The sequence below is a fragment of the Pusillimonas sp. genome, from assembly GCF_044464525.1.
Lineage (GTDB): Bacteria > Pseudomonadota > Gammaproteobacteria > Burkholderiales > Burkholderiaceae_B > Pusillimonas.
In genome coordinates, this window is sequence record NZ_JBIQLE010000002.1 from 153384 (window position 1) to 172674 (window position 19291).

Genomic DNA, 19291 nt, shown 5'->3' on the forward strand with positions numbered 1-19291 from the left:
ATACTGCTGCCATGACGAACTCCTCTCGAACCAACAACCGCCCCTCCTCGCCGCGAACAAAGCGCCGGCTTAGCCCGGCGACGCTGATGCTGGCCCTGGCGTTGGGCGGTTGCGCAGCCGGCGACACCGGCCTGCAGAGCGACCGCATGCCGCTAGTGGCTTATACGGCGGTGGGTTCAGAGCAACCTCAGGAAGCAGGCCGATATCCGGACCAACCGGATGCTACTCAGCGCAGCCAGCAGCGCGCCTTGCCCCCCATACAGCAGCGGCCCACCTACGACGATGAACTGCCCGCCAGACCGGCGGCTCAAGCCCAGGGGCAACGCACTACGCTCAACTTCAACGAGGCCGACTTGCAGGGGGTGATCAGGGCGCTGGCGCAGTTCACCGGACGTAATTTCGTCGTCGATCCACGCGTCAGGGGGCAGTTGACACTGGTTTCCGACAACCCGGTGGATGCCGACACGGCCTATTCGATGCTGCTGAGTGCGCTGCGCATGCAAGGCTTTGCCGTCATCGACGTAGACGGCGTCAGCCGCGTGGTGCCCGAAGCCGATGCAAAACTGCAAGGAGGGCCGGTCGTTTCCAGCAGCCAGGCCGCGCGCGGCGGAGAACTGGCGACGCGGGTGTTTGCGCTGCGCTACGAAAGCGCGACCGCCCTGGTGCCCATATTGCGCCCCATGGTGGCTCCCAACAACACCATCGCCGCGCATGCCGGCAACAATACTCTTGTCATTACCGACTATGCAGACAACCTCGATCGCGTAGCCGACGTCATAGCCCGCATCGACACCCCCATGGCCATCAACACCGACGTCATTCCGATCGAGTACGGCGTTGCGCTTGACGTCGCCGCCCTGGCGCAGCAGATGCTGCAGGGGCCCGGTGGCGCCGACCCGGGGCAGCAGGGCACCACCATAGTGGCCGACCCGCGCAGCAACGCCGTGCTGGTGCGTTCCAGCACGCCCGAACGCCTCAAGCTCGCCCGCGACCTGATCCGCCGCATCGACAGCCCGGAGTCCCGCGCCGGCAATCTGCACGTTGTCTATCTGCGCAATGCCCAGGCCACCCAACTGGCCGAGGTGCTGCGCGGCGCGCTTACCGGGCAGGGCGGGTCGGGTTCTTCTTCGGGGGCCTCGATACTGGATAGCGCGCTCGATGGCAGCGGGTCGGCGCTGGACGGGGCTTTTGCAGGCAGCCTTAACACCAGCACCGGGGGCTCGGGTTCCGGCACGGGAAGCGCAATGGGGGCCTCAATGCCTGATTTCCGCGAGGGCAATCAACAGAATGTAGCGTTCTCGGCCGGCGGCGCGACCGTGCAGGCCGACCCCACCACCAACACACTCATCATCTCGGCGCCCGACCCCTTGTACCGCAGCCTGCGCGAAGTGATTGACCTCCTTGACCAGCGCCGTGCCCAAGTTCTGATCGAAAGCCTTATCGTCGAAGTCAACGCCGAGGACGCGGCCGAAATCGGCGTGCAATGGATGACGGGCGGCGACAGCTTCGCCAATGGCGGCACCTCGTTTTTTGGCGGCGCCAACCTGGGCGGCACAGGCGTGGGCGCAAACCTTGCCGACAGCCATACCACCATCGACGCTTTGGGTACGGGCATGAGCCTGGGCATCGTCAAAGGCACGGTCGACGTATTGGGCCGGCCGCTGATCAACCTTGGGGTGCTGGCGCGCGCCATGCAGAGGCAGGGCGGTGTAAACGTTCTTTCCACGCCCAACCTCATGACCCTGGACAACGAGCAGGCCAGCATCATCGTGGGCCGCACCGTACCTTTCGTAACCGGCACCTACACCACCACCGGTGACGGCGCCAGCAATCCCTTCCAAACTGTACAACGTGAAGACGTCGGCCTGACATTACGAATCCGGCCTCAAATTTCCGAGGGCGGCACGGTCAAGCTTTCGCTTTACCAGGAAGTCAGCAGCATCGACCCTTCATCCTCGCTCCCCACGTCCAGTTCCAGTGGCACCATCATCACGCGCAAGCGAGCCTTGGAGACGAGCGTGCTGGTGGATGACGGCCAGATCATCGTGCTGGGCGGCCTGCTGGAAGACATCGTCGACGACTCCACCACCTCGGTGCCGCTGCTGGGCGATATCCCGATCCTGGGCAACCTGTTCAAATACCAGAAACGCGGCCGCAGCAAGACGAATCTGATGGTTTTCCTGCGGCCTCATATCGTACGCAACGCCCAGGACAGCGCCAGCCTGACGCTGGACCGCTACAACTACATGCGCGCAGCCCAGGACAACCTGCCGGTGCGGGCCTCGTGGCTGGTGCCTGGCGCCACCGCGGCCAAGCTGCCCGACATCCAGCGCGACGCCGCGACCGGGCTGCTCGACTTGCGTAACGCCTCGCGCAACGAACCTCAGCCCGATACGCCGCAGCCACAGGCCATTCCGGCGCCGGTCAGGCTGGAACCTTTAGGCGACGGCTCGCTATGATTTCGCGTTTGCCCTATACCTGGGCTCGCACCCATCGGGCCTTGATCCAATCCGGCGCCGCGGGCGCCGCATTGACCGTATCCGAGCGCACGCCCGCCTGGGCACTGGCCGAAATCCGCCGCCGCCATGGCGAGCTGCCCGTACGCACGGTAAGCGATGCCGAGCTTGACACGCTGTTGGCCGCCGCCTACGCGCAGACAGGGGACGCCGCCGAGATCGTCGATGCCGCCGCCAACGAGATCGATCTCGACCGCTTGCTGCAAGACATGCCCGAGATTGAAGACCTGCTTGAAACCAGCGATGACGCTCCGATAATCCGCATGATCAACGCCTTGTTCACGCAGGCGGCACGGGACGGCGCCAGCGACATCCACATCGAGCCTTTCGAAACCCATTCGGTGGTGCGCTACAGGGTGGACGGCACTTTGCGCGATATCGTCAGCCCGCGACGCGCGCTGCACAACGCCCTGGTGTCGCGCATCAAGATCATGGCCAGCCTGGACATTGCCGAAAAGCGACTGCCGCAAGACGGCCGCATCGCGCTGCGCGTGGGCGGCCGGCCAATCGATGTACGGGTTTCGACCCTGCCCACAGGCCACGGCGAACGCGTCGTGCTGCGCTTGCTCGACAAAGAAGCAGGGCGACTGGAACTGGAACGCCTGGGCATGGCTCCGGATGTATTGCAGGGCCTCGACTCGCTCATTCGCCATCCGCACGGCATATTTCTGGTTACCGGCCCGACGGGCAGTGGCAAGACCACGACACTGTACGCGGCCCTGGGGCGCTTGGATGCCTCGACCACGAACATCCTGACGGTGGAAGACCCCATCGAATATGACCTGCCGGGCATAGGCCAGACTCAGGTAAACGCCCGCATCGACCTCACTTTTGCCAACGCCCTGCGCGCCATCTTGCGACAAGACCCCGACGTGATCATGATCGGCGAGATCCGCGACCTGGAGACCGCCCAGATCGCCGTTCAAGCTTCCTTGACCGGCCATCTGGTGCTGGCAACTTTGCACACAAACGATGCCGTCTCGGCGGTGACCCGCCTGGTCGACATGGGCGTTGAGCCCTTTTTGCTGGCGTCCACCCTGCGTGGCGCGCTCGCCCAGCGCCTGGTGCGCAAGCTCTGTCCACACTGCAAGACCCCGATGGCGGACGGCAGCTCGGCCTGGAACCCAAATGGCTGCGCATCGTGCAGCCATACCGGCTACAGCGGACGCACAGGCGTGCATGAGCTTTTCATCCTGGATGACACGCTGCGCGAAATGATCCACGCCGACAGGGGCGAGCAGGCCTTGCGCCGCGCTGCGCAGGCCGCGGGCATGCGCAGCTTGAGCCAGGATGCGCAACGCTGGGTCGGCCAGGGCGTCACTTCGCGCGAAGAGGTTGCGCGCGTAACCCGCGACACCTGACGCGCCAGCGCCACGGAGCCACACCATGCCTTCATACCAGTACGAAGCCGTAGACGCCACCGGCCGAAGCGACCGCGGCATGATAGATGCCGACAGCGAACGCAGCGCCCGCCAGGCCTTGCGCGCACGGGGCCTCCTGCCTTTGTCGGTGCGCGAAACTCGCAAGCGGGCAGGGCAGAGCTGGTCCGCCGGTGCAAAAATCGGCGATTCCGACCTGGGCTGGCTGACTCGCCAGCTTGCCAGCCTGGTGGCCGCTCGCCTGCCGCTTGAAGCCGCCTTGCGCGCCACTATGGAACAGGCTGAGCGCAGGCACGTCGCTCAGACTCTGGCCGCCGTGCGCGACGATGTGCGCGCCGGCCATCGCCTTGGTGAAGCCCTGGCGGCTCATCCGCGCGATTTTCCGGAAATCTATCGGGCCCTGGTCGATGCCGGCGAGCAGTCGGGCGACCTGGCCCAGGTACTTGAAAAGCTCGCCGACTATATCGAATCGCGCGGCGCCTTGCGCAACAAGGTGTTGACGGCCTTCATCTACCCCGTCATCGTCACTATCGTGTCGATCGGCATCGTTATCTTTCTGCTCAGCTACGTCGTACCGCAGGTAGTGGGCGCCTTCACCCAGGCCCACCAAACCTTGCCATTGCTTACCCGCATCATGCTGGCTTCCAGCGACTTCGCGCGCGAATGGGGGCTGCTTACCGTCTCGACCCTCGTCGCGCTTTTTACTCTCTGGCGCCTGAGCTTGCGCAACCCCGCGGCCCGCCTGGCCTGGCATTCCCGTGTCCTGCGGCTGCCGATAGTCGGCCGCTACGCCATGGGCGTCGACGTCGCGCGCTTTGCGGCCACTTTGGCCATATTGACAGGCAGCAACGTGCCTTTGCTGACCGCGCTGGACGCATCGCGCCGCACGCTGAAGAATCGCAAGCTGCAAGCGGCCGTCGACGAGGCCACCCATCGCGTCCGCGAGGGCAGCCCGCTGGCCCAGGCCCTGCAGGCGCAAAAGGTGTTTCCTCCGCTGCTCATCCATCTTGTCGGCAGCGGCGAGCGCACCGGCGAGTTGCCCGCCATGCTCGATCGCGCCGCCAATGTATTGGCGGTCGAACTGGAACGGCGCGCCATGACCATGACGGCCGTGCTCGAGCCGATGATGATCTTGATCATGGGCGGAATAGTGCTGGTCATCGTGCTGGCCGTGATGATGCCCATTATCGAGATCAACCAGCTGGTGCAATAGCGGGCTGCCCGAAATCTAACACCCTGGGCGGCTACGACGAAAGCTCGCGCAGCGCCAGAATAAAAGGAGGGGATATCGGCGATTATTTCTTCGTCGCAATGCCCAGGGCCAGCCCAATGCCTATGCCTATTCCAACACCGACCCCGATGTTGTCCATCACGACTCCGTATGTCGCGCCGATGGCTATGCCAATGGCAATCCATAAGCTTGATGTCATGAATTTACGATAGCATCGATCAAGTAAGCCTGGCAGCTACAAAGAGTTCCTGTGGCTACAAACAGTGACGTCACCAAGTTGCAGACACATTTGCCTCCAGGCCGACCGTGCGCAGAGCCAAAGCGCATGATATGGTTGACGACATGCAGTCATTTCGCTCAACCAATGTAGAAACGGAGCCATTCCATGAAAGGTTTTATAGACGATATTGAAAAACTCACGGTAGAAAACGATCTATTCCGCAAGGTGCTCTATACCGGCAAGCATATGCAGCTGGTGCTCATGACGCTTCAGCCGGGCGAGAAAATCGGCTCCGAAGTTCACGAAGGCCATGATCAATTTTTCCGCATCGAAGCGGGCGAGGGGGAAGTCGTGATCGACGGCAAGGCAACGCCGATCAAAGACGATGACGCCATCATCGTCCCGGCGGGCGCCCAGCACAACGTCATCAACAAAGGCTCGGCGCCGCTGCGCTTGTACACCTTGTACGGCCCGCCCGAGCACCGCGACGGCGTGGTCCACGCCACCAAGGCCGACGAAAAAGAAGAGCACTTCGACGGCAAGACCACCGAGTAATATCCGTGTGTGCGGTGCATCACCCCCACGCCTGAAGTATTTTCGCCTTACTGAGCCCTGCCAGCGTATCCCTGTTGGCAGGGCTCATTGTTTTGAACGCAGCCTGTTAATTGGCTTGCCTGCCAGGACGCAGGAGTATGCAGCACCGCGTTCTACTTGTGTGTTCACCACGGCGTGGATAAGAAGGGCTTTGGGGGAGCAAGCGCGCAAGCCGGGCCATTAAAGGAAAGCAGAATGCCGACATTCAAGGACGCTCACTCTTTACTTTACATAATATACATTATGCGTCATTTATCCATCTATCAAGACGACAACTTCCAAGGTATTACGGCTTTCCTCTTGGCCCGGTAGTTCCTCTTTCGCGAACATCCTCGGCTCATTCCGGCTCGGTTTGAGCCTCGTTATCTTCCGCAGCTTGAACCTTGCGATGCCAATTGAACGGCCTACCGCGGCGAGTTCGAATCCGCGTCGGATTCGCGGTTCCATAAAACGTCCGGCCGGCCGGCGGCACGGTTCAGCGCCCGGGCCAGCACGAAGCAAAGGTCGGAAAGACGGTTCAGGTATTGAACGAGGAATCTTGCCGGTTCGCCCAACGGCCCTTCGCTTGCGGCCGCATCTGTCTTTTCCATCGCAAACACCGATCGCTCGGCGCGCCGGCATACGGTACGAGCCACGTGCGCCAAGGCGGCCGCGCGCGTGCCGCCCGGCAGGATGAATTCCCGCAATGCGCCAAGATCGGCGTTGTAGCGCGCCAGCGTTTGCTCCAGGTAAATCACCTGCTTTTCGGTCACGGCCGTGTGGCCCGGGATGCAAAGCTCGGCGCCAAGATCGAACAAATCGTTCTGCACGCACGCCAGCACGGCATCCACATCGTCCGGCAGCGCCTCGGCGCGCAGCAGGCCCAGCATGCTGTTCAGCTCGTCCACGTCTCCCATGGCCGCAATGCGCGGCGCGTCCTTGCTGATGCGGCCGCCGTCGCCCAGGCTGGTCATGCCCTGGTCGCCGCCGCGCGTGGTGATGATGGAAAGACGTGTGGCCATGATTATGTGTGATCCTTTGGTGTCAAAAATCTACGCTGATACCGCCTCATGCTGAGTCAGACTCAGGTTTCGACCGCCAACAGCTGTCAAAAACCACACGCAACGAAGATTGCGCGGCCTGGAGCGTAGACAGAGAATACCTGAAGCGGCGCAAGGTTCCGGCGCTGACGGTCTGCGCCCTACTCTTCTCTTGTATCAGGCAAGCGGCCGAGCATCTTGCCCGATGCGAACAGCCTGACGGCGAGTCCTCGGCAAAGACAGCCCAGCACGCTTCTTACACGATTCGGCAAACCTCGTCGAAATCCAGCCGCGGCAACCGGGCAAACAGGCCACTGGAATCTCCATGCCCAAGATTGCAAAGGAAATTGGTTTTGACCGTTGTACCCGACCAGAATTCGCGATCGACACCGGCTGCATCGAACCCCGACATCGGCCCGCAGTCAAGCCCAATACATCGGGCGGCAAGAATAAAGTACCCGCCTTGCAGGCTTGAGTTCTGAAACGCCGCGCGCTCAGTACGCGCGCTATTTTGTGGATCGGAGAACAGCGTGTGCATGACGGAGCTGTGAGCGAACAGCCTGGGCAGATGACGATAGAATTCGGTGTCGTAGCCGATGATGGCGGTGACCGGAGCGGCCATGCTCTTTTCTACGTTTCCGCCGGATAGGTGGGGTTTCAGCCTGGCTTTAGCCGCCGCGGAGCGCAAGAATATGATCCGTGCCGGCGATGAGTTGGCAGAAGTGGGGGCCCATTTCATCAACTCGTACAGACGATGCAGCTCGTCGTCTGAAACGGGGGCGTCCGTCCAGGCATTGTGAGTGCGCGCATTGCGAAACAGTCTATCCAATATCGAGTCGGGAATCATGTAGTTCATTAACAGGCCGAAGACAAAAGAGCTTGGGTTGCGTGCCCGTAGCCGCAGGCCTCATCAACCTGTCTGTGTCGATGCACTTGCGCCCTCCTCGGAAGCCAACATGGCAATTCGTTGAACCACAGCCTCGACCTCGGCGCGTGCCTGCTTTGTCAGGGGCATGATGGGCGGACGAGTGGGACCGGCATTTCGGCCGGCAAGCGCCATGGCCTCTTTGATGACGACGGGAAAAGACCCCCCTGGGGGCCAAAAGCTGGAATTCGATTGACTGGGTAAGATCGCCCGCCGAATCCTTGATGCCTACGATGTTCTCAGCACTATTCATGCAGCGCGTCAGGGTCTTGGGCAAGACGTTCACGCTGGTACGCGGTGGATTGTTGTACAGCATGACCGGAAGCTTGGTGGCCTTGGCCACGGCGACATAGTGTTCAATCAACTCTTCTTGACTGGGTTGCGCGAAATATGGCGTTATAACGAGTGCCAGATCTGCCCCGATGGACTCAGCCGCCTTGGTGAATTCGATCGCCTGGCTGGTGGTTACCGCCCCGGTACCCGCATAAACCGGTACTCTCGCGTCCGTAACTTCAACCGCTTTTTCCAGCAGTTGCAAGTGTTCCTTTACAGTCAGGGAGAAGAATTCGCCCTGGCTTCCAGCCACTGATATGCCGTGCACCCCTGCAGCGATATAGCCCTCTATAAGCTCTGCCACCTTGGCGAGGTCTAGTTCGTAATTGCTCTTGAACGGTGTGGCCATTGCCGGCACGACACCGTGAAATCTAGTGATGTCCATCTTGTCTCCATTGAATTGGCGTGTAGCCTTTTAATTGACGCCCATGATCTGTCCCAACTGGGCGACGTAACGCCCAAACTCCACTGCCTCCTTGCTGGCGCGGGGGTCTCTGGGCCGCGGGAGGTTTATCCTGATGTCCTCGATGATGCGTCCGGGGGTGTTCAGACATAACCAATATCCGGTCTGACAAAAACACAGCTTCCGCGATGCTGTGCGTGATCAGCAGGACGGTCTGACGCATTTCCTGCCACAGCCTGAGCAGCTCTACGTTCAATTGATCGCGGGTAAGAGCATCCAGAGCGCCGAAAGGCTCATCGAGCAGCAGGACCTTGGGTCGCGTAACCAGAATCTGCCCCAGCGCGGCGCGCTGTCGCATGCCGCCCGAAAGCTGATGTGGATAGCTACTGCGGAATTTTTCCAGCTTAAGCACGGGAAGCAATGCCTCAACGCGCTCGTCAAGCTCTTTTTTAGGAAGTTTTCGCACCTCGGCAGCCAGCCGCAAGTTGGCCTCGACAGTATCCCAGGGCAGCATATTGTGAGTTTGAAACACCACGCCCACGTCATCGGACATGTCACGGTGCGATTGGCGATGTCCGAATATACGCACTTCTCCGCCGTCATCAGGATCAAGCAATCCGGAAACGACCCTTAACAACGTGCTCTTTCCGCAACCGCTTGGGCCGAGAATGGAAACAAATTCACCCTCTGGTATTGTGAAGTTAACCTCTTGCAAGGCCTGGATCTTCACGTGGCTGTCAAAGGTCTTGCCCACCTTGACAACGTGGATGGCAAGCTCGGCTCTGGGTGCTGCATGGTCGACTGTCACAGATGCATTCCTTATTTCTTGGCGCCCACCCAGCCGCCTTCCGAGATGTCGAAGATGATCCCATCAGGGTCGCGGAACTTCATTTCGTAGTAGAGACTGCTTTTATCGTGCGGAAGGTCAAGAAAAAAAGTACCGCCATTGTCCTCGATGACCTTCCTCTGGGCATCGACATCGTCGACCCAGAATCCGAAATGGTGTGTACCTGTCCAATCTTTACCTCGCTCCAAGCCCGCCGCCTCGTCGGTCTTGTACTTGAGCAGCGCAAGACAGACGACGCCATCGGAAAGATAGATGCCATCGGCGATGGGGGAATAGGTGGGTTCGACAATTTCCATATCGAAAACCTTGCTATAAAACTGGGCTGCTTTCTCGGGGTCAGAAACAGCTAGTGCGATGTGTCGTAGCTTTGCCATGTTGTCGCCTCCTTGAGCGAATAAGATAACGTCGTAATTAAATTCTGAAAGCTTGGAAGTAGATCAAAGCCCGCGCCACCACACCCGCTTGGCGATCAGTTCGATCACTAGATAAAGCAAAGCGGCCAAGGCCGAAACAGTGATCAACGCAGCGAAAAGATAATCAGTGCGCGCATTGGCCGTTGTATTCAAAATGAGATGGCCCAAACCATGCTCTGAGCCGACAAACTCGCCGACGATGGCGCCGATAACGGCCAGCGGCATTGCCTGCTTGCATCCGTCCATGATGGAAGGCAAAGCGGAAGGTACATAGAGCCGCTTGAACATCACCCAGCCCGGGGCCCTTATGGCTCGAAAGTGCTCGATCAGATTGGAAGGCGTTGCGGCCAGGCCTCCCATCGTCGCAATGACCACCGGAAAGAAAGCGAACAGGAAGGCCATGAGTATCTTGGATATCTCCCCGTATCCGAACCAGATGATCATGAGCGGCGCAAGCGCGATCTTGGGTATGCCCTGGAACACGACGATGAAGGGATACAGCGTGCGCCTGACGAAGGACCAGGAATGAATGATCGCCCCAAGAAGCACCCCTGCCACCACGGCTCCGGCAAAGCCAAACAGAACTTCCCGGGTGGTGATCCACGATTGCAGCAGCAAATTGGCTCTGTTGTCCCACATGCTTTGCAGCACGCTTGACAAAGTCGGCAGCAGGTAGGGCTTGATGTTGAATATATCGACCGCAAGCTCCCACAAGACGGCAAACACAATGAATACCGCCAAGGGGTCTACATAAGCACGCCATTCGATCCGTCGCCTCAACGATCGCTGCATGAAAGTCTCCTGAAGTTATTGTTATGGTGACGAGAGGCGGCTATGGGGTCACGTATTTCATGCGTGACCCGCACTGCCATCAGTCGGGCTTTGTTGGCGCCCAGTCTGGGGGCGGTACAACGAACCGGCTGAATTCCCATTGATCGAAGGCGTGTATGTCGTTAGGCCACACACTGGGGGTATGAGGCTGTTCGGGCGTGACCTGCACCATCTCGGCATAAAACTCGCAATAGTTGCCGTCAGGATCCTCGAACACGAGAAATAGGTTCTCGCCCGGCCCGTGCTTGCCCACGCCCCTGACAATGGGTACATCATGCTTCTGCAAGTACTTGGCCGCCTCCTCAATTTCCGCAAGCGAACCCAGTTGATACGAAAAATGCTCGAGCCCCGGGCGGCCTGGCTGGTATGTGCTCCCGTATAAGGGATGATCCTGAGGAATTTGTGCCAGTGCCAAATCGTGATGATCGGTGCTGCAGCGTAAGAACGCCATTTGGTCCTCGATATAGTCGGATACCTCCAGACCCACCATCTTCGTATAGAACTCGACCGACTTGCGCAGATCGCGAACGTTCAGGACTACGTGCCCGATACGCTGCGGCTTGGGACGACTCAGCATATCGCCTCCGCTATTTCAGTAATGCATTGGTGAAGAGATCGTCAACCTCGACTTTCCCCTTGAGATCAAACGCCTTGTCCACGAACTGAACAGTGGAACTCATGCGATCCGGCCTCATGTAGCCCAAGCCCTGATCCTTCGCGCTTTCATCCACGACCAAAGTGTTCATTTCCTTGATCTGCTGCAGGGCGACGTCGGGATCGACCACCGGGAACATCTTGACCATTATCTGCGCAGCCTGTTCGGGACTTTTCAATGCGAACTCGAACCCGGCATATGCGCCGCGCAAAAATTTCCTGACCAGATCTGGATTCTTCTCTATGAGTTCTTCCCTTGTGGCAAAGCCGCTTCCGTAGGCATCGAGACCAAAATCAGCGTAGTCAATCCAGCCTAACTCAACCCCCGCCTGCGCCGCCCTTCTTTGAATCACGGCCCGATTGCTGGCCAACCAGCATTCGGCAAGGTCGATGCGCCCCTCGACCAAGGAGGCATCGATGACGGCGGGATCCATACGCAGCAAGCGGATGAAGTCTCGCGGCTTGCCATTGAGCTCGAGCCAAGCGGGCACAACATTCTGCACCGGCGAGGCGGAGCCGCCTCCCATGGACAAGCCATTCAGATCGTCCAGCTCCTTGATGTCGTGGCGCTTCTTATCGAAACAGATGCCGGCCGGCCACCGGGTGTTCATGGCGCCCACCATACGAATCTTTCCGCCATTGGCCCGGTTCAATATGAGACTGACTGGATCTACATATCCGAACTCATATTGTCCTTGATCCAGCTCGTTAGCCGTACGGTTTCCACCGTAGCCGCGTACGATATTGACATCGAGGCCCTCCTTCTCGAACATTCCCTGGTCCTGTGCCACGATGACGCCGATTGAGCTGCCCTGCGGCAACCATGCCATGTTGTAGGTAACCTTCTCCAGCGCCGCAGCAGGCGCGCAGGAAAGTGCCAAGGCGGCACATAAGGTAAAGCCTTTCAATATGGAACTCAGTCTGGTTTTGTTGGTGTGCATTGCTTGTCTCCGCTATGGTTATCACTGCATGCGTGGCGCTGGTCTTCAGCGCCTTCCATTCAACAACCGCTTCATCTATTTGCTTTACTACATCGTCTCCGCCCGAACTACGTTAGCCAAGCTGCCTATTCCTTCTATGCGGGCGACCAGGCGGTCACCGGCTTTCAGATATACGCCCCGCCCCATGCCGACCCCCGTCGGAGTGCCGGTAGCTATCACGTCTCCTGGCTCCAGCGTGACGATGGTGGATAAATAGGCTATCTGCTCTCGGACCGTCCAGATCATATTGGCCGTGGTGTCTTCCTGCATGGGTTCGCCATTGACGTCAAGGCGCATATGAACCGCCTGGGGCTCGGGAATGTGCCAGGCGGGAACGATCCAAGGCCCGATTGGCGCAAAGGTGTCATGACATTTGCCTTGGAACCAATCGTGCTTGAACGGATAATCCGAGCGCACATTCAGGTCGCGCGCCGAGATGTCGTTAATGACCGTATAACCCGCGATATGGTCGAGCGCATCGTCTACTGAGATTCGGCGCCCTCGCTTGCCGATGACTGCCGCAAGCTCTATTTCCCAGTCCAGCATCTGGGTTTCCGGCGGCATCAGGATCGTATCGCCATTGCCGATAACCGTATTGGATAGTTTCAAGAACATGTAAGGCTTGCTTTGCGCTTTCGCGGCCAGCTCTGTACCCATTTCACTAGCGTGCTCGGCATAATTCGATGCCGCGCAAAAAATGCGCTGGGGCACATAAGGAGGGGCCACGCGTACCTCGCCGGAAAGCGGGACCATGGCTCCTTCCGCAACCTTTTGCATAACGATGGGCTCCGCTTCTTCAATCCACTTGCGAGCCTCGTTCCAGTTAGTAAGCATTGCCTTAACGCCATCCGGCGCGAGCCACTCTTGCTTGACAGAAGGAGCGCCCGCTTTAACGGCTTGCTCCAGGTCATACAGCTTTTCCTCCACTACAACAGCAGGTTTCAAGCCGGCGCCATCGTCATAAGTGCCAAGTCCGATCCAACCCATCGCTCTCTCCTCGTGTTTTACTGCACTCAAATTATCTGATTTGTATACAAGAATAGTTTATTGAGTCCTTTCCGTCAATGAATGTCGACGAAATAAGGGAAAACGATAGTACTTGGGGCCTCTTAAAAAAAACGCCAGGTGGGAGCAACGAGGGGCGATGCTTCCTACCTGGCAATCGAGGGCCGCACGGACACGCAGTGACAATGGCAGCGGGCCAAGGAAAAACGACAGAAGTATGTCTAATTAGCTGTGTTCGAAGTGCTGCAAGACGTTCACCGCAGAATTAGCGGCATGGCTGTACATAGAGCGCGCGGCTGCCTCGGCGTCTTGCGCCAATAGGGCTGCAACCAATTCTTCGTGCTCTTGGTTCGATTTTTCGATGCGGTTATCAGACACGAAGAACCCTTGAGCGCGGAATGGCGCCAAGCGCTGGCGCATTCCCAAGGCAAGCTCCTGTAAAACATTATTGTGGGCGCCCGCATAAATCAGTTTGTGCAGCTCATCGTTGAGCCGGGAATAAGCTTTCGTATTATTATCTGCGGCAGCTTGGCTGGCCTCATCGTGAGTACGTTCTATTCTTTTTCGTTCTGCCGGAACCGCACGCAAGGCACATAGCTTGGCACACAACGCTTCGATTTCGCCGGCCGCTTCAAATAGTTCATCAAGTTCCGAAGGTTTTATTGTCGCAGCGGAGAAGCCGCGCCGCGGCAGGTAATGAACCAGTCGCGTCACAGCCAACTGGCGCAAAGCGTCGCGTACCGGGCTGCGTGAAACCCCAAAACGAGTCGCGAGCGATTGCTCGTCCAGGCGCGCGCCCGGCAAAATACGACGCAGAACAATTTCCTCAGCTAGTTGATCAGCAATAGTCTGTGAGAGGGTCTTCCCATTTTCCATATTTTCTGGCCTGGATGTTGATGTGCGATAAAGCGTGAAAGCAAGACGATTCACGAGCTTGATTTGTCTACATTTTTTGATTATCCCATACAATCTGGCCCTTTAACTAGGAAAGTAACCGCCATGGTATGGAATTTATCTTTATCCCCTCCGCTGCAAAAACCATGATTATTGCCTCAGCCGTATTTATTTTGACCCTTGTTCTCGTCATCTGGCAGCCTCGAGGCCTGGGCATCGGCTGGAGCGCCATGATCGGCGCGGGGCTGGCGTTGGCCACAGGCGTCGTCCGGCTCTCGGACATTCCAGTGGTCTGGGGAATAGTCTGGAACGCCACGGCCACCTTCATCGCGATCATCGTCATCAGCCTGCTGCTGGACGAAGCCGGCTTCTTCAAATGGGCGGCCCTGCACGTTGCGCGCTGGGGGCGCGGACGGGCGCGGCGCCTGTTCATGGCCATCGTCCTGCTGGGCGCTATGGTGTCGGCGCTGTTCGCCAACGACGGCGCCGCCCTCATCCTGACGCCCATCGTCATGGCCATGCTGGTCACCCTGGGCCTGAGCCCCGCGGCCACGCTGGCTTTCGTGATGGCGGCCGGATTCATCGCCGATACCGCCAGCCTGCCCTTCATCGTTTCCAACCTGGTCAACATCGTGTCGGCGGATTTCTTCGGCATCGGGTTCGGGCGCTACGCCTCAGTAATGGCGCCGGTGAACGTGGTGTCGGTGGCGGTTACGCTGCTGGTGCTTGTGCTGTACTTTCGCGGCAGCCTGCCTGCTACCTACGACAAATCACGGCTGCGTCCGCCAGCCGGCGCCGTCCGCGATCGGCGCACCTTTCGCGCCGGCTGGCTGGTGCTGGCCCTGCTGCTGGCGGGCCTGTTCGGCCTTGAGCCGCTGGGTGTTCCGGTCAGCGCCGTGGCCGCGGCGGCGGCCTTTGCGCTTTGGATCGTGGCCCGTTCCGGCCGAGTCATCGATACGCACAAGGTGCTGCGAGAGGCGCCCTGGCAGATCGTGGTGTTTTCCTTGGGCATGTATCTGGTGGTCTATGGCCTGCGCAATCAGGGCTTGGCCACTCATCTTGCGGCCTTGCTGGATACCTGCGCGCAACACGGCCTGTGGGCGGCCACCTTTGGCGCCGGCTTACTTGCCGCCCTGCTCTCCTCCGTAATGAACAACCTGCCGACCGTGCTGATCGTCGCGTTGTCCATCGACGCCAGCCAGGCCGAAGGCGCGATCCGCGAGGCCATGATCTACGCCAACGTCATTGGCAGCGACCTGGGGCCGAAGATCACGCCCATCGGCAGCCTGGCCACTTTGCTGTGGCTGCACGTGCTCGCGGGCAAGGGCATGCTGATAAGCTGGGGATATTATTTTCGCGTCGGCGTGGTGTTGACCACGCCGGTATTGCTGCTGACGCTGGCGGCCCTGGCCATTCGGCTCGGCTAGAGGCCGTGGCGCGGCCACGGAAGCCGCCCCTCTTCATCAGCCGACCATAATTTGTCACGAGCAATCTATTGGCAGCGGTCTGGAGCGCGACTATAGTGAATGTTGATCCGGCGCCTGTTCGGCATCCCGTCGCGCCGGAAGCCCATCACAAGGAGAATCCGTATGAGCAACTCCAGCAAAGACCTGGCCAGGCATTCCACGACCGGCTCCGGCGCGCCGGCGCAAAGCGATCGCAACACCTTGTCCGTCGGCCCCGACGGCCCCCTGCTTTTGCACGATGTGCATTTCCTCGAGCAAATGGCCCACTTCAATCGCGAAAAAGTCCCCGAGCGACAACCTCATGCCAAGGGCGCGGGTGCTTTCGGCGTATTCGAAACCACCGAAGACGTCTCGGCCTACACCCGTGCCGCCCTCTTCCAGAAAGGCTGTAAAACCGAAATGCTGGCGCGGTTTTCCACCGTGGCCGGCGAGGCGGGCAGCCCCGACACCTGGCGCGACGTGCGCGGCTTTTCGCTCAAGTTCTATACCTCCGAAGGCAACTACGACCTGGTGGGCAACAACACGCCGATCTTTTTCGTGCGTGATCCCATGAAATTCCCGCACTTTATCCGCAGCCAGAAACGCCTGCCCGATTCGGGCCTGCGCGACAATCACATGCAATGGGATTTCTGGTCCAGCAACCCCGAAACCGCGCACCAGGTCACGTACCTGATGGGCGAGCGCGGCCTTCCGCGCACCTGGCGGAACATGAACGGCTACGGCTCCCATACTTATATGTGGGTCAACGCCAAGGGCGAAAAATTCTGGGTCAAATACCACTTTCACACCCAACAGGGCATGGAGTTCTTCAGCAACCAGGAAGCCGCCGACATGGCCGGCAAGGATGCCGACTTCCATCGCCGAGACCTGTTCGATGCGATCGCCCGCGAAGAATATCCCAAATGGGTGATGTCGGTGCAGGTGATGCCTTACGCCGACGCCAAGACCTACCGCTTCAATCCCTTCGACCTTACCAAAACCTGGTCGCACAAAGATTATCCGCTTATTCCGGTGGGCACGATGACGCTCAACCGCAACCCCGACAACTTCTTCGCCCAGATCGAACAGGCGGCGTTCTCGCCGGGCAACACTGTGCCGGGCATCGGGCTGTCGCCCGACAAGATGCTGCTGGGCCGCGCCTTCGCCTACGCTGACGCGCAGCGCAACCGCATCGGCAGCAACTTCCATCAGCTACCGGTAAACCAGCCCAAAGTGCCGGTAAACACCTATATGTTCGATGGCCAGATGGCCTATCACCATAGCGGCAACGCGCCGGTGTATGCGCCCAACAGCCATGACCGCGCGTGGGCGGACGATACCGGTCCGGTGCCTGACGGCTGGGAATCGGACGGCGACATGGTGCGCTCGGCCTACACGCTGCATGCCGAAGACGACGACTTCAGCCAGCCGGGCACACTGGTGCGCGAGGTGTTCAACGACGCCCAGCGCGACAAGCTGATCGACCAGGTGGCCGGCAGCCTGCTGGGCGGCGTGCGCAGCCCCGTGCTCGAGCGCGCGCTCGAGTACTGGAAGAACATCGATGCCGACGTGGGCCGCCGTATCGAAGAACATGTGTTCGCCGGCCGCGGAGAAGACCCCGCCGCGGGCATGGGCGACGCCTGATCTCAGCGTGCACAAATAGCAGCACGCGCCTACTGCACGAGGGCCTTCAGCACATTGGCCCCCGTGCGTTCCACATGAAAGCGCAATAGCTCGCAGGCGTCGTCGGCACGGCGCTCGAGCGTGGCGGTGCAGATGTCGACATGCTCTTGCCGCACGTCGCGGTCGATGGGGTTGGCCGACAGGAAGATGCGGCGATAACGGTCGTTGAGGTCGTGCAGTGTTTGACAAAAATCCAGCAGCAACGGCATGCCGCAAGCCGAGATCAGGTTCCGGTGGAAAACAGTGTGCGCCTGCTCCCATTGGCTGACCCCTTGAGCATCCACGCGTTCGCGTTCTATTTTGTTGAGCCTGTGCACAGATGCCAGCATTTCTCCTTCCCAGGCATCGTCGCCCTTCTTGATGGCTTCGCGCAAAGCATAGCTTTCGAACTGCACCCGCAACCGGATGACCTCATCCAGATTATTCTGCGACACCGGCACCACGCGGTAGCCTCGTTGATCCTCCATGGCCACAAAGCCCTCGGCGCATAGGCGCGACAAGGCCTCGCGCAGCGGGCTGAGGCTGACGCCGAACATGGCTCGCAACTCATCGAGCCTTAGCTTGGCGCCAGGCGCAAATTCGCCATGCGCGATGCGCTCGCGCAGCAGGGCGGCGATACTGCTGGCTAGAGTAGGTGTGGAATCTGCCTTGGACATGGGAAAAGGTACTGTTATTGGTGGCCCTACGGATTGACAGCGATTATAAACCCAACTACATTTAATCGATATTATCCTATGAAATCGAAATTTAAAAGGAATATCGATGGGCATTCAGGACACCGACCGCACCTTGCCGTCAAACCGCATGGTGTTCGAATTGCGGCGCGACCAAGATCGCTACCAGCAATTCCAGCAAGACATCGAGGCATCGATGCAGCATTACGGCCTTACCGAGCCCGAACGCGAGGCCTGGCGCAATATGGATATCGCCGGCCTGGCTCGCATGGGCGTGCACCCCTATTTTCTGCCCCAGATCAGCCGCCTTTTCAAGGGCGGCGGCTACAACCACAACAACAGTGATGCAGCCCAGCTATACGCCCAAAAGATGGGCATCGTTTCGGAGAACCAATAAACATGGCAAAGCTCGTCGCTACTTTGGGCATTGCCCACGCGCCCGGCGTAACCGGCTGGATAGACCGCGCCCCTAAAGATCAGCAAGATGGGGTTCTTGCCGGCTATCAAGAGTTCCACCGCCGCATGGAAGAGCTCAAGCCGGATGTGGTCATTGGCGTGGCCAACGACCACCTGCTCAATTTCCCCATGGAAAACGTGCCCGACTTCTGCGTCGGCATCGGCGACCATTGGCAGGGTCCGGCGCCCTGGTTCAAAGATTGGCTCAATGTGCCCGATTACCAGATCACGGGGCATCGCGAGCTGGGGCGTGCGCTGGTACGCGACTCGGCCAAAGCCGGCATCAACCATGCCTTCGCCGAAGAACTTCTCTTCGACGACAACTGGTCGGTGCCCCTGATGTTCCTGTTTCCCAAATACGATGTTCGTTTCGTGCCGGTGCACATGAACTGCATCGTGCCGCCCATGCCCAGCGCGTCGCATTGTCTTGAGGTGGGTGCGCAAATCGCCCGCATCGTTGAAAGCTTTCCATCCGATGAGCGCGTCGTGCTCATGGCCACCGGCGGTCTCTCGCACGACCCGGGCGGGCTCGATTACTTCACCGTGCACGAAGAGTTCGACCGCTGGTTCATGAAAATGCTCGAATCCGGCGACCTGGACAAGGTCCGCCAGGAAACCACCTTCGAAAAGCTGCTCACGGGCGGTGATGGCGGCGCCGGCGAGCTGCTTGCCTGGCTGGTAGCCATGGGCGCAGCGGCCGAGCACGGCAATTCCAAAGCTGAAAGCGTGTTCTACGTTCCATCTGTGCCCATGCGCTGCGGCATGGGCGGATCGTACTGGGCATTGTAG

At 59.4% G+C, this 19291-nt stretch carries 20 protein-coding genes; 8 read left to right on the plus strand and 12 right to left on the minus strand.

The features are described 5' to 3' along the window. The first annotated feature begins 11 nt into the window (after nt 1–11). The 3 genes from gspD to gspF are packed head-to-tail and all read left to right on the plus strand — an operon-like array spanning nt 12 to nt 5108. A complete protein-coding gene (gspD, locus tag ACIY1O_RS01935; RefSeq protein ID WP_397473382.1) occupies nt 12–2459 on the plus strand; it encodes a type II secretion system secretin GspD in 2448 nt (815 codons plus the stop codon). Continuing rightward, the gene (gene gspE / locus ACIY1O_RS01940) at nt 2456–3877 is read left to right on the plus strand and encodes a type II secretion system ATPase GspE (protein WP_397473383.1); all 1422 of its coding nucleotides are present in this window, start codon (nt 2456–2458) and stop codon (nt 3875–3877) included. Before gspD ends, gspE begins: the two co-directional genes overlap by 4 nt. A 25-nt stretch (nt 3878–3902) precedes the next feature. Further along, nucleotides 3903–5108, plus strand: a complete 1206-nt coding sequence (gspF, locus tag ACIY1O_RS01945; RefSeq protein WP_397473384.1) for a type II secretion system inner membrane protein GspF — start codon at nt 3903–3905, stop codon at nt 5106–5108. Between the two features lie 82 nt (nt 5109–5190). Here the strand turns inward: gspF and ACIY1O_RS01950 are convergent, their stop codons facing one another. Next, nucleotides 5191–5325: a glycine zipper domain-containing protein gene (locus tag ACIY1O_RS01950; protein ID WP_397473385.1), complete on the minus strand. Its 135-nt coding sequence runs from the start codon at nt 5323–5325 to the stop codon at nt 5191–5193. Between the two features lie 186 nt (nt 5326–5511). On the opposite strand from ACIY1O_RS01950, the gene ACIY1O_RS01955 reads away from it, so the two are divergent. Continuing rightward, nucleotides 5512–5901 carry a cupin domain-containing protein gene (locus ACIY1O_RS01955; RefSeq protein WP_397473386.1) on the plus strand — a complete coding sequence of 130 codons (390 nt, stop codon included), beginning with the start codon at nt 5512–5514 and terminating at the stop codon, nt 5899–5901. Between the two features lie 443 nt (nt 5902–6344). On the opposite strand, the gene ACIY1O_RS01960 is transcribed toward ACIY1O_RS01955, so the two are convergent. From ACIY1O_RS01960 to ACIY1O_RS02005, 10 genes are all read right to left on the minus strand, one after another. After that, entirely contained in the window at nt 6345–6941 is a 597-nt protein-coding gene (locus ACIY1O_RS01960) for a cob(I)yrinic acid a,c-diamide adenosyltransferase (protein WP_397473387.1), read from the minus strand. Between the two features lie 274 nt (nt 6942–7215). Then, nucleotides 7216–7815 (minus strand): malonic semialdehyde reductase, encoded by a 600-nt coding sequence (locus tag ACIY1O_RS01965; protein ID WP_397473388.1) that lies wholly within the window; start codon nt 7813–7815, stop codon nt 7216–7218. Further along, entirely contained in the window at nt 7781–8602 is an 822-nt protein-coding gene (locus tag ACIY1O_RS01970) for a dihydrodipicolinate synthase family protein (RefSeq protein ID WP_397473389.1), read from the minus strand. The genes ACIY1O_RS01965 and ACIY1O_RS01970 overlap by 35 nt, the downstream gene beginning before the upstream one ends. Next, nucleotides 8589–9428: an ABC transporter ATP-binding protein gene (locus ACIY1O_RS01975; RefSeq protein ID WP_397473390.1), complete on the minus strand. Its 840-nt coding sequence runs from the start codon at nt 9426–9428 to the stop codon at nt 8589–8591. The genes ACIY1O_RS01970 and ACIY1O_RS01975 overlap by 14 nt, the downstream gene beginning before the upstream one ends. A gap of 11 nt (nt 9429–9439) precedes the next feature. After that, complete coding sequence (locus ACIY1O_RS01980) at nt 9440–9841, minus strand: VOC family protein (protein ID WP_397473391.1); 402 nt, start codon at nt 9839–9841, stop codon at nt 9440–9442. Nucleotides 9842–9904: 63 nt separating this feature from the next. Then, nucleotides 9905–10672 (minus strand): ABC transporter permease, encoded by a 768-nt coding sequence (locus ACIY1O_RS01985; protein ID WP_397473392.1) that lies wholly within the window; start codon nt 10670–10672, stop codon nt 9905–9907. A 79-nt stretch (nt 10673–10751) separates the two neighbouring features. Next, nucleotides 10752–11288 carry a VOC family protein gene (locus ACIY1O_RS01990; RefSeq protein WP_397473393.1) on the minus strand — a complete coding sequence of 179 codons (537 nt, stop codon included), beginning with the start codon at nt 11286–11288 and terminating at the stop codon, nt 10752–10754. Nucleotides 11289–11298: 10 nt separating this feature from the next. Next, nucleotides 11299–12306 carry an ABC transporter substrate-binding protein gene (locus ACIY1O_RS01995; protein WP_397473394.1) on the minus strand — a complete coding sequence of 336 codons (1008 nt, stop codon included), beginning with the start codon at nt 12304–12306 and terminating at the stop codon, nt 11299–11301. A gap of 87 nt (nt 12307–12393) precedes the next feature. Further along, complete coding sequence (locus ACIY1O_RS02000) at nt 12394–13332, minus strand: fumarylacetoacetate hydrolase family protein (RefSeq protein WP_397473395.1); 939 nt, start codon at nt 13330–13332, stop codon at nt 12394–12396. Nucleotides 13333–13575: 243 nt separating this feature from the next. Beyond that, the gene (locus tag ACIY1O_RS02005; protein ID WP_397473396.1) at nt 13576–14280 is read right to left on the minus strand and encodes a GntR family transcriptional regulator; all 705 of its coding nucleotides are present in this window, start codon (nt 14278–14280) and stop codon (nt 13576–13578) included. A 110-nt stretch (nt 14281–14390) separates the two neighbouring features. On the opposite strand from ACIY1O_RS02005, the gene ACIY1O_RS02010 reads away from it, so the two are divergent. Together ACIY1O_RS02010 and ACIY1O_RS02015 are read left to right on the plus strand one after the other, a co-directional pair. Continuing rightward, nucleotides 14391–15671, plus strand: a complete 1281-nt coding sequence (locus ACIY1O_RS02010) for an arsenic transporter (protein ID WP_397473397.1) — start codon at nt 14391–14393, stop codon at nt 15669–15671. Nucleotides 15672–15833: 162 nt separating this feature from the next. After that, the gene (locus ACIY1O_RS02015; RefSeq protein ID WP_397473398.1) at nt 15834–17333 is read left to right on the plus strand and encodes a catalase; all 1500 of its coding nucleotides are present in this window, start codon (nt 15834–15836) and stop codon (nt 17331–17333) included. A 29-nt stretch (nt 17334–17362) separates the two neighbouring features. Here ACIY1O_RS02015 and ACIY1O_RS02020 read toward each other — a convergent pair whose 3' ends face one another. Next, complete coding sequence (locus ACIY1O_RS02020; protein ID WP_397473399.1) at nt 17363–18028, minus strand: GntR family transcriptional regulator; 666 nt, start codon at nt 18026–18028, stop codon at nt 17363–17365. 106 nt (nt 18029–18134) lie between these two features. Here ACIY1O_RS02020 and ACIY1O_RS02025 point away from each other — a divergent pair, with 106 nt between their 5' ends. Beyond that, nucleotides 18135–18443 (plus strand): hypothetical protein, encoded by a 309-nt coding sequence (locus ACIY1O_RS02025; RefSeq protein WP_397473400.1) that lies wholly within the window; start codon nt 18135–18137, stop codon nt 18441–18443. A 2-nt stretch (nt 18444–18445) separates the two neighbouring features. Continuing rightward, nucleotides 18446–19291, plus strand: coding sequence for a DODA-type extradiol aromatic ring-opening family dioxygenase (locus ACIY1O_RS02030; RefSeq protein ID WP_397473401.1), 846 nt, complete (start codon nt 18446–18448; stop codon nt 19289–19291).

Bases quoted from the DNA above. Each gene is read 5' to 3' on its own strand.
- ACIY1O_RS01985 (WP_397473392.1), bottom strand. From the start codon at position 10,672: ATGCAGCGATCGTTGAGGCGACGGATCGAATGGCGTGCTTATGTAGAC.
- gspE (WP_397473383.1), top strand. From the start codon at position 2,456: ATGATTTCGCGTTTGCCCTATACCTGGGCTCGCACCCATCGGGCCTTG.
- ACIY1O_RS01965 (WP_397473388.1), bottom strand. From the start codon at position 7,815: ATGAACTACATGATTCCCGACTCGATATTGGATAGACTGTTTCGCAAT.
- ACIY1O_RS01950 (WP_397473385.1), bottom strand. From the start codon at position 5,325: ATGACATCAAGCTTATGGATTGCCATTGGCATAGCCATCGGCGCGACA.
- ACIY1O_RS02000 (WP_397473395.1), bottom strand. From the start codon at position 13,332: ATGGGTTGGATCGGACTTGGCACTTATGACGATGGCGCCGGCTTGAAA.
- ACIY1O_RS01980 (WP_397473391.1), bottom strand. From the start codon at position 9,841: ATGGCAAAGCTACGACACATCGCACTAGCTGTTTCTGACCCCGAGAAA.
- gspF (WP_397473384.1), top strand. From the start codon at position 3,903: ATGCCTTCATACCAGTACGAAGCCGTAGACGCCACCGGCCGAAGCGAC.
- ACIY1O_RS01970 (WP_397473389.1), bottom strand. From the start codon at position 8,602: ATGGACATCACTAGATTTCACGGTGTCGTGCCGGCAATGGCCACACCG.
- ACIY1O_RS02015 (WP_397473398.1), top strand. From the start codon at position 15,834: ATGAGCAACTCCAGCAAAGACCTGGCCAGGCATTCCACGACCGGCTCC.
- gspD (WP_397473382.1), top strand. From the start codon at position 12: ATGACGAACTCCTCTCGAACCAACAACCGCCCCTCCTCGCCGCGAACA.
- ACIY1O_RS02010 (WP_397473397.1), top strand. From the start codon at position 14,391: ATGATTATTGCCTCAGCCGTATTTATTTTGACCCTTGTTCTCGTCATC.
- ACIY1O_RS02020 (WP_397473399.1), bottom strand. From the start codon at position 18,028: ATGTCCAAGGCAGATTCCACACCTACTCTAGCCAGCAGTATCGCCGCC.
- ACIY1O_RS02025 (WP_397473400.1), top strand. From the start codon at position 18,135: ATGGGCATTCAGGACACCGACCGCACCTTGCCGTCAAACCGCATGGTG.
- ACIY1O_RS01955 (WP_397473386.1), top strand. From the start codon at position 5,512: ATGAAAGGTTTTATAGACGATATTGAAAAACTCACGGTAGAAAACGAT.
- ACIY1O_RS01960 (WP_397473387.1), bottom strand. From the start codon at position 6,941: ATGGCCACACGTCTTTCCATCATCACCACGCGCGGCGGCGACCAGGGC.
- ACIY1O_RS02030 (WP_397473401.1), top strand. From the start codon at position 18,446: ATGGCAAAGCTCGTCGCTACTTTGGGCATTGCCCACGCGCCCGGCGTA.
- ACIY1O_RS01990 (WP_397473393.1), bottom strand. From the start codon at position 11,288: ATGCTGAGTCGTCCCAAGCCGCAGCGTATCGGGCACGTAGTCCTGAAC.
- ACIY1O_RS01995 (WP_397473394.1), bottom strand. From the start codon at position 12,306: ATGCACACCAACAAAACCAGACTGAGTTCCATATTGAAAGGCTTTACC.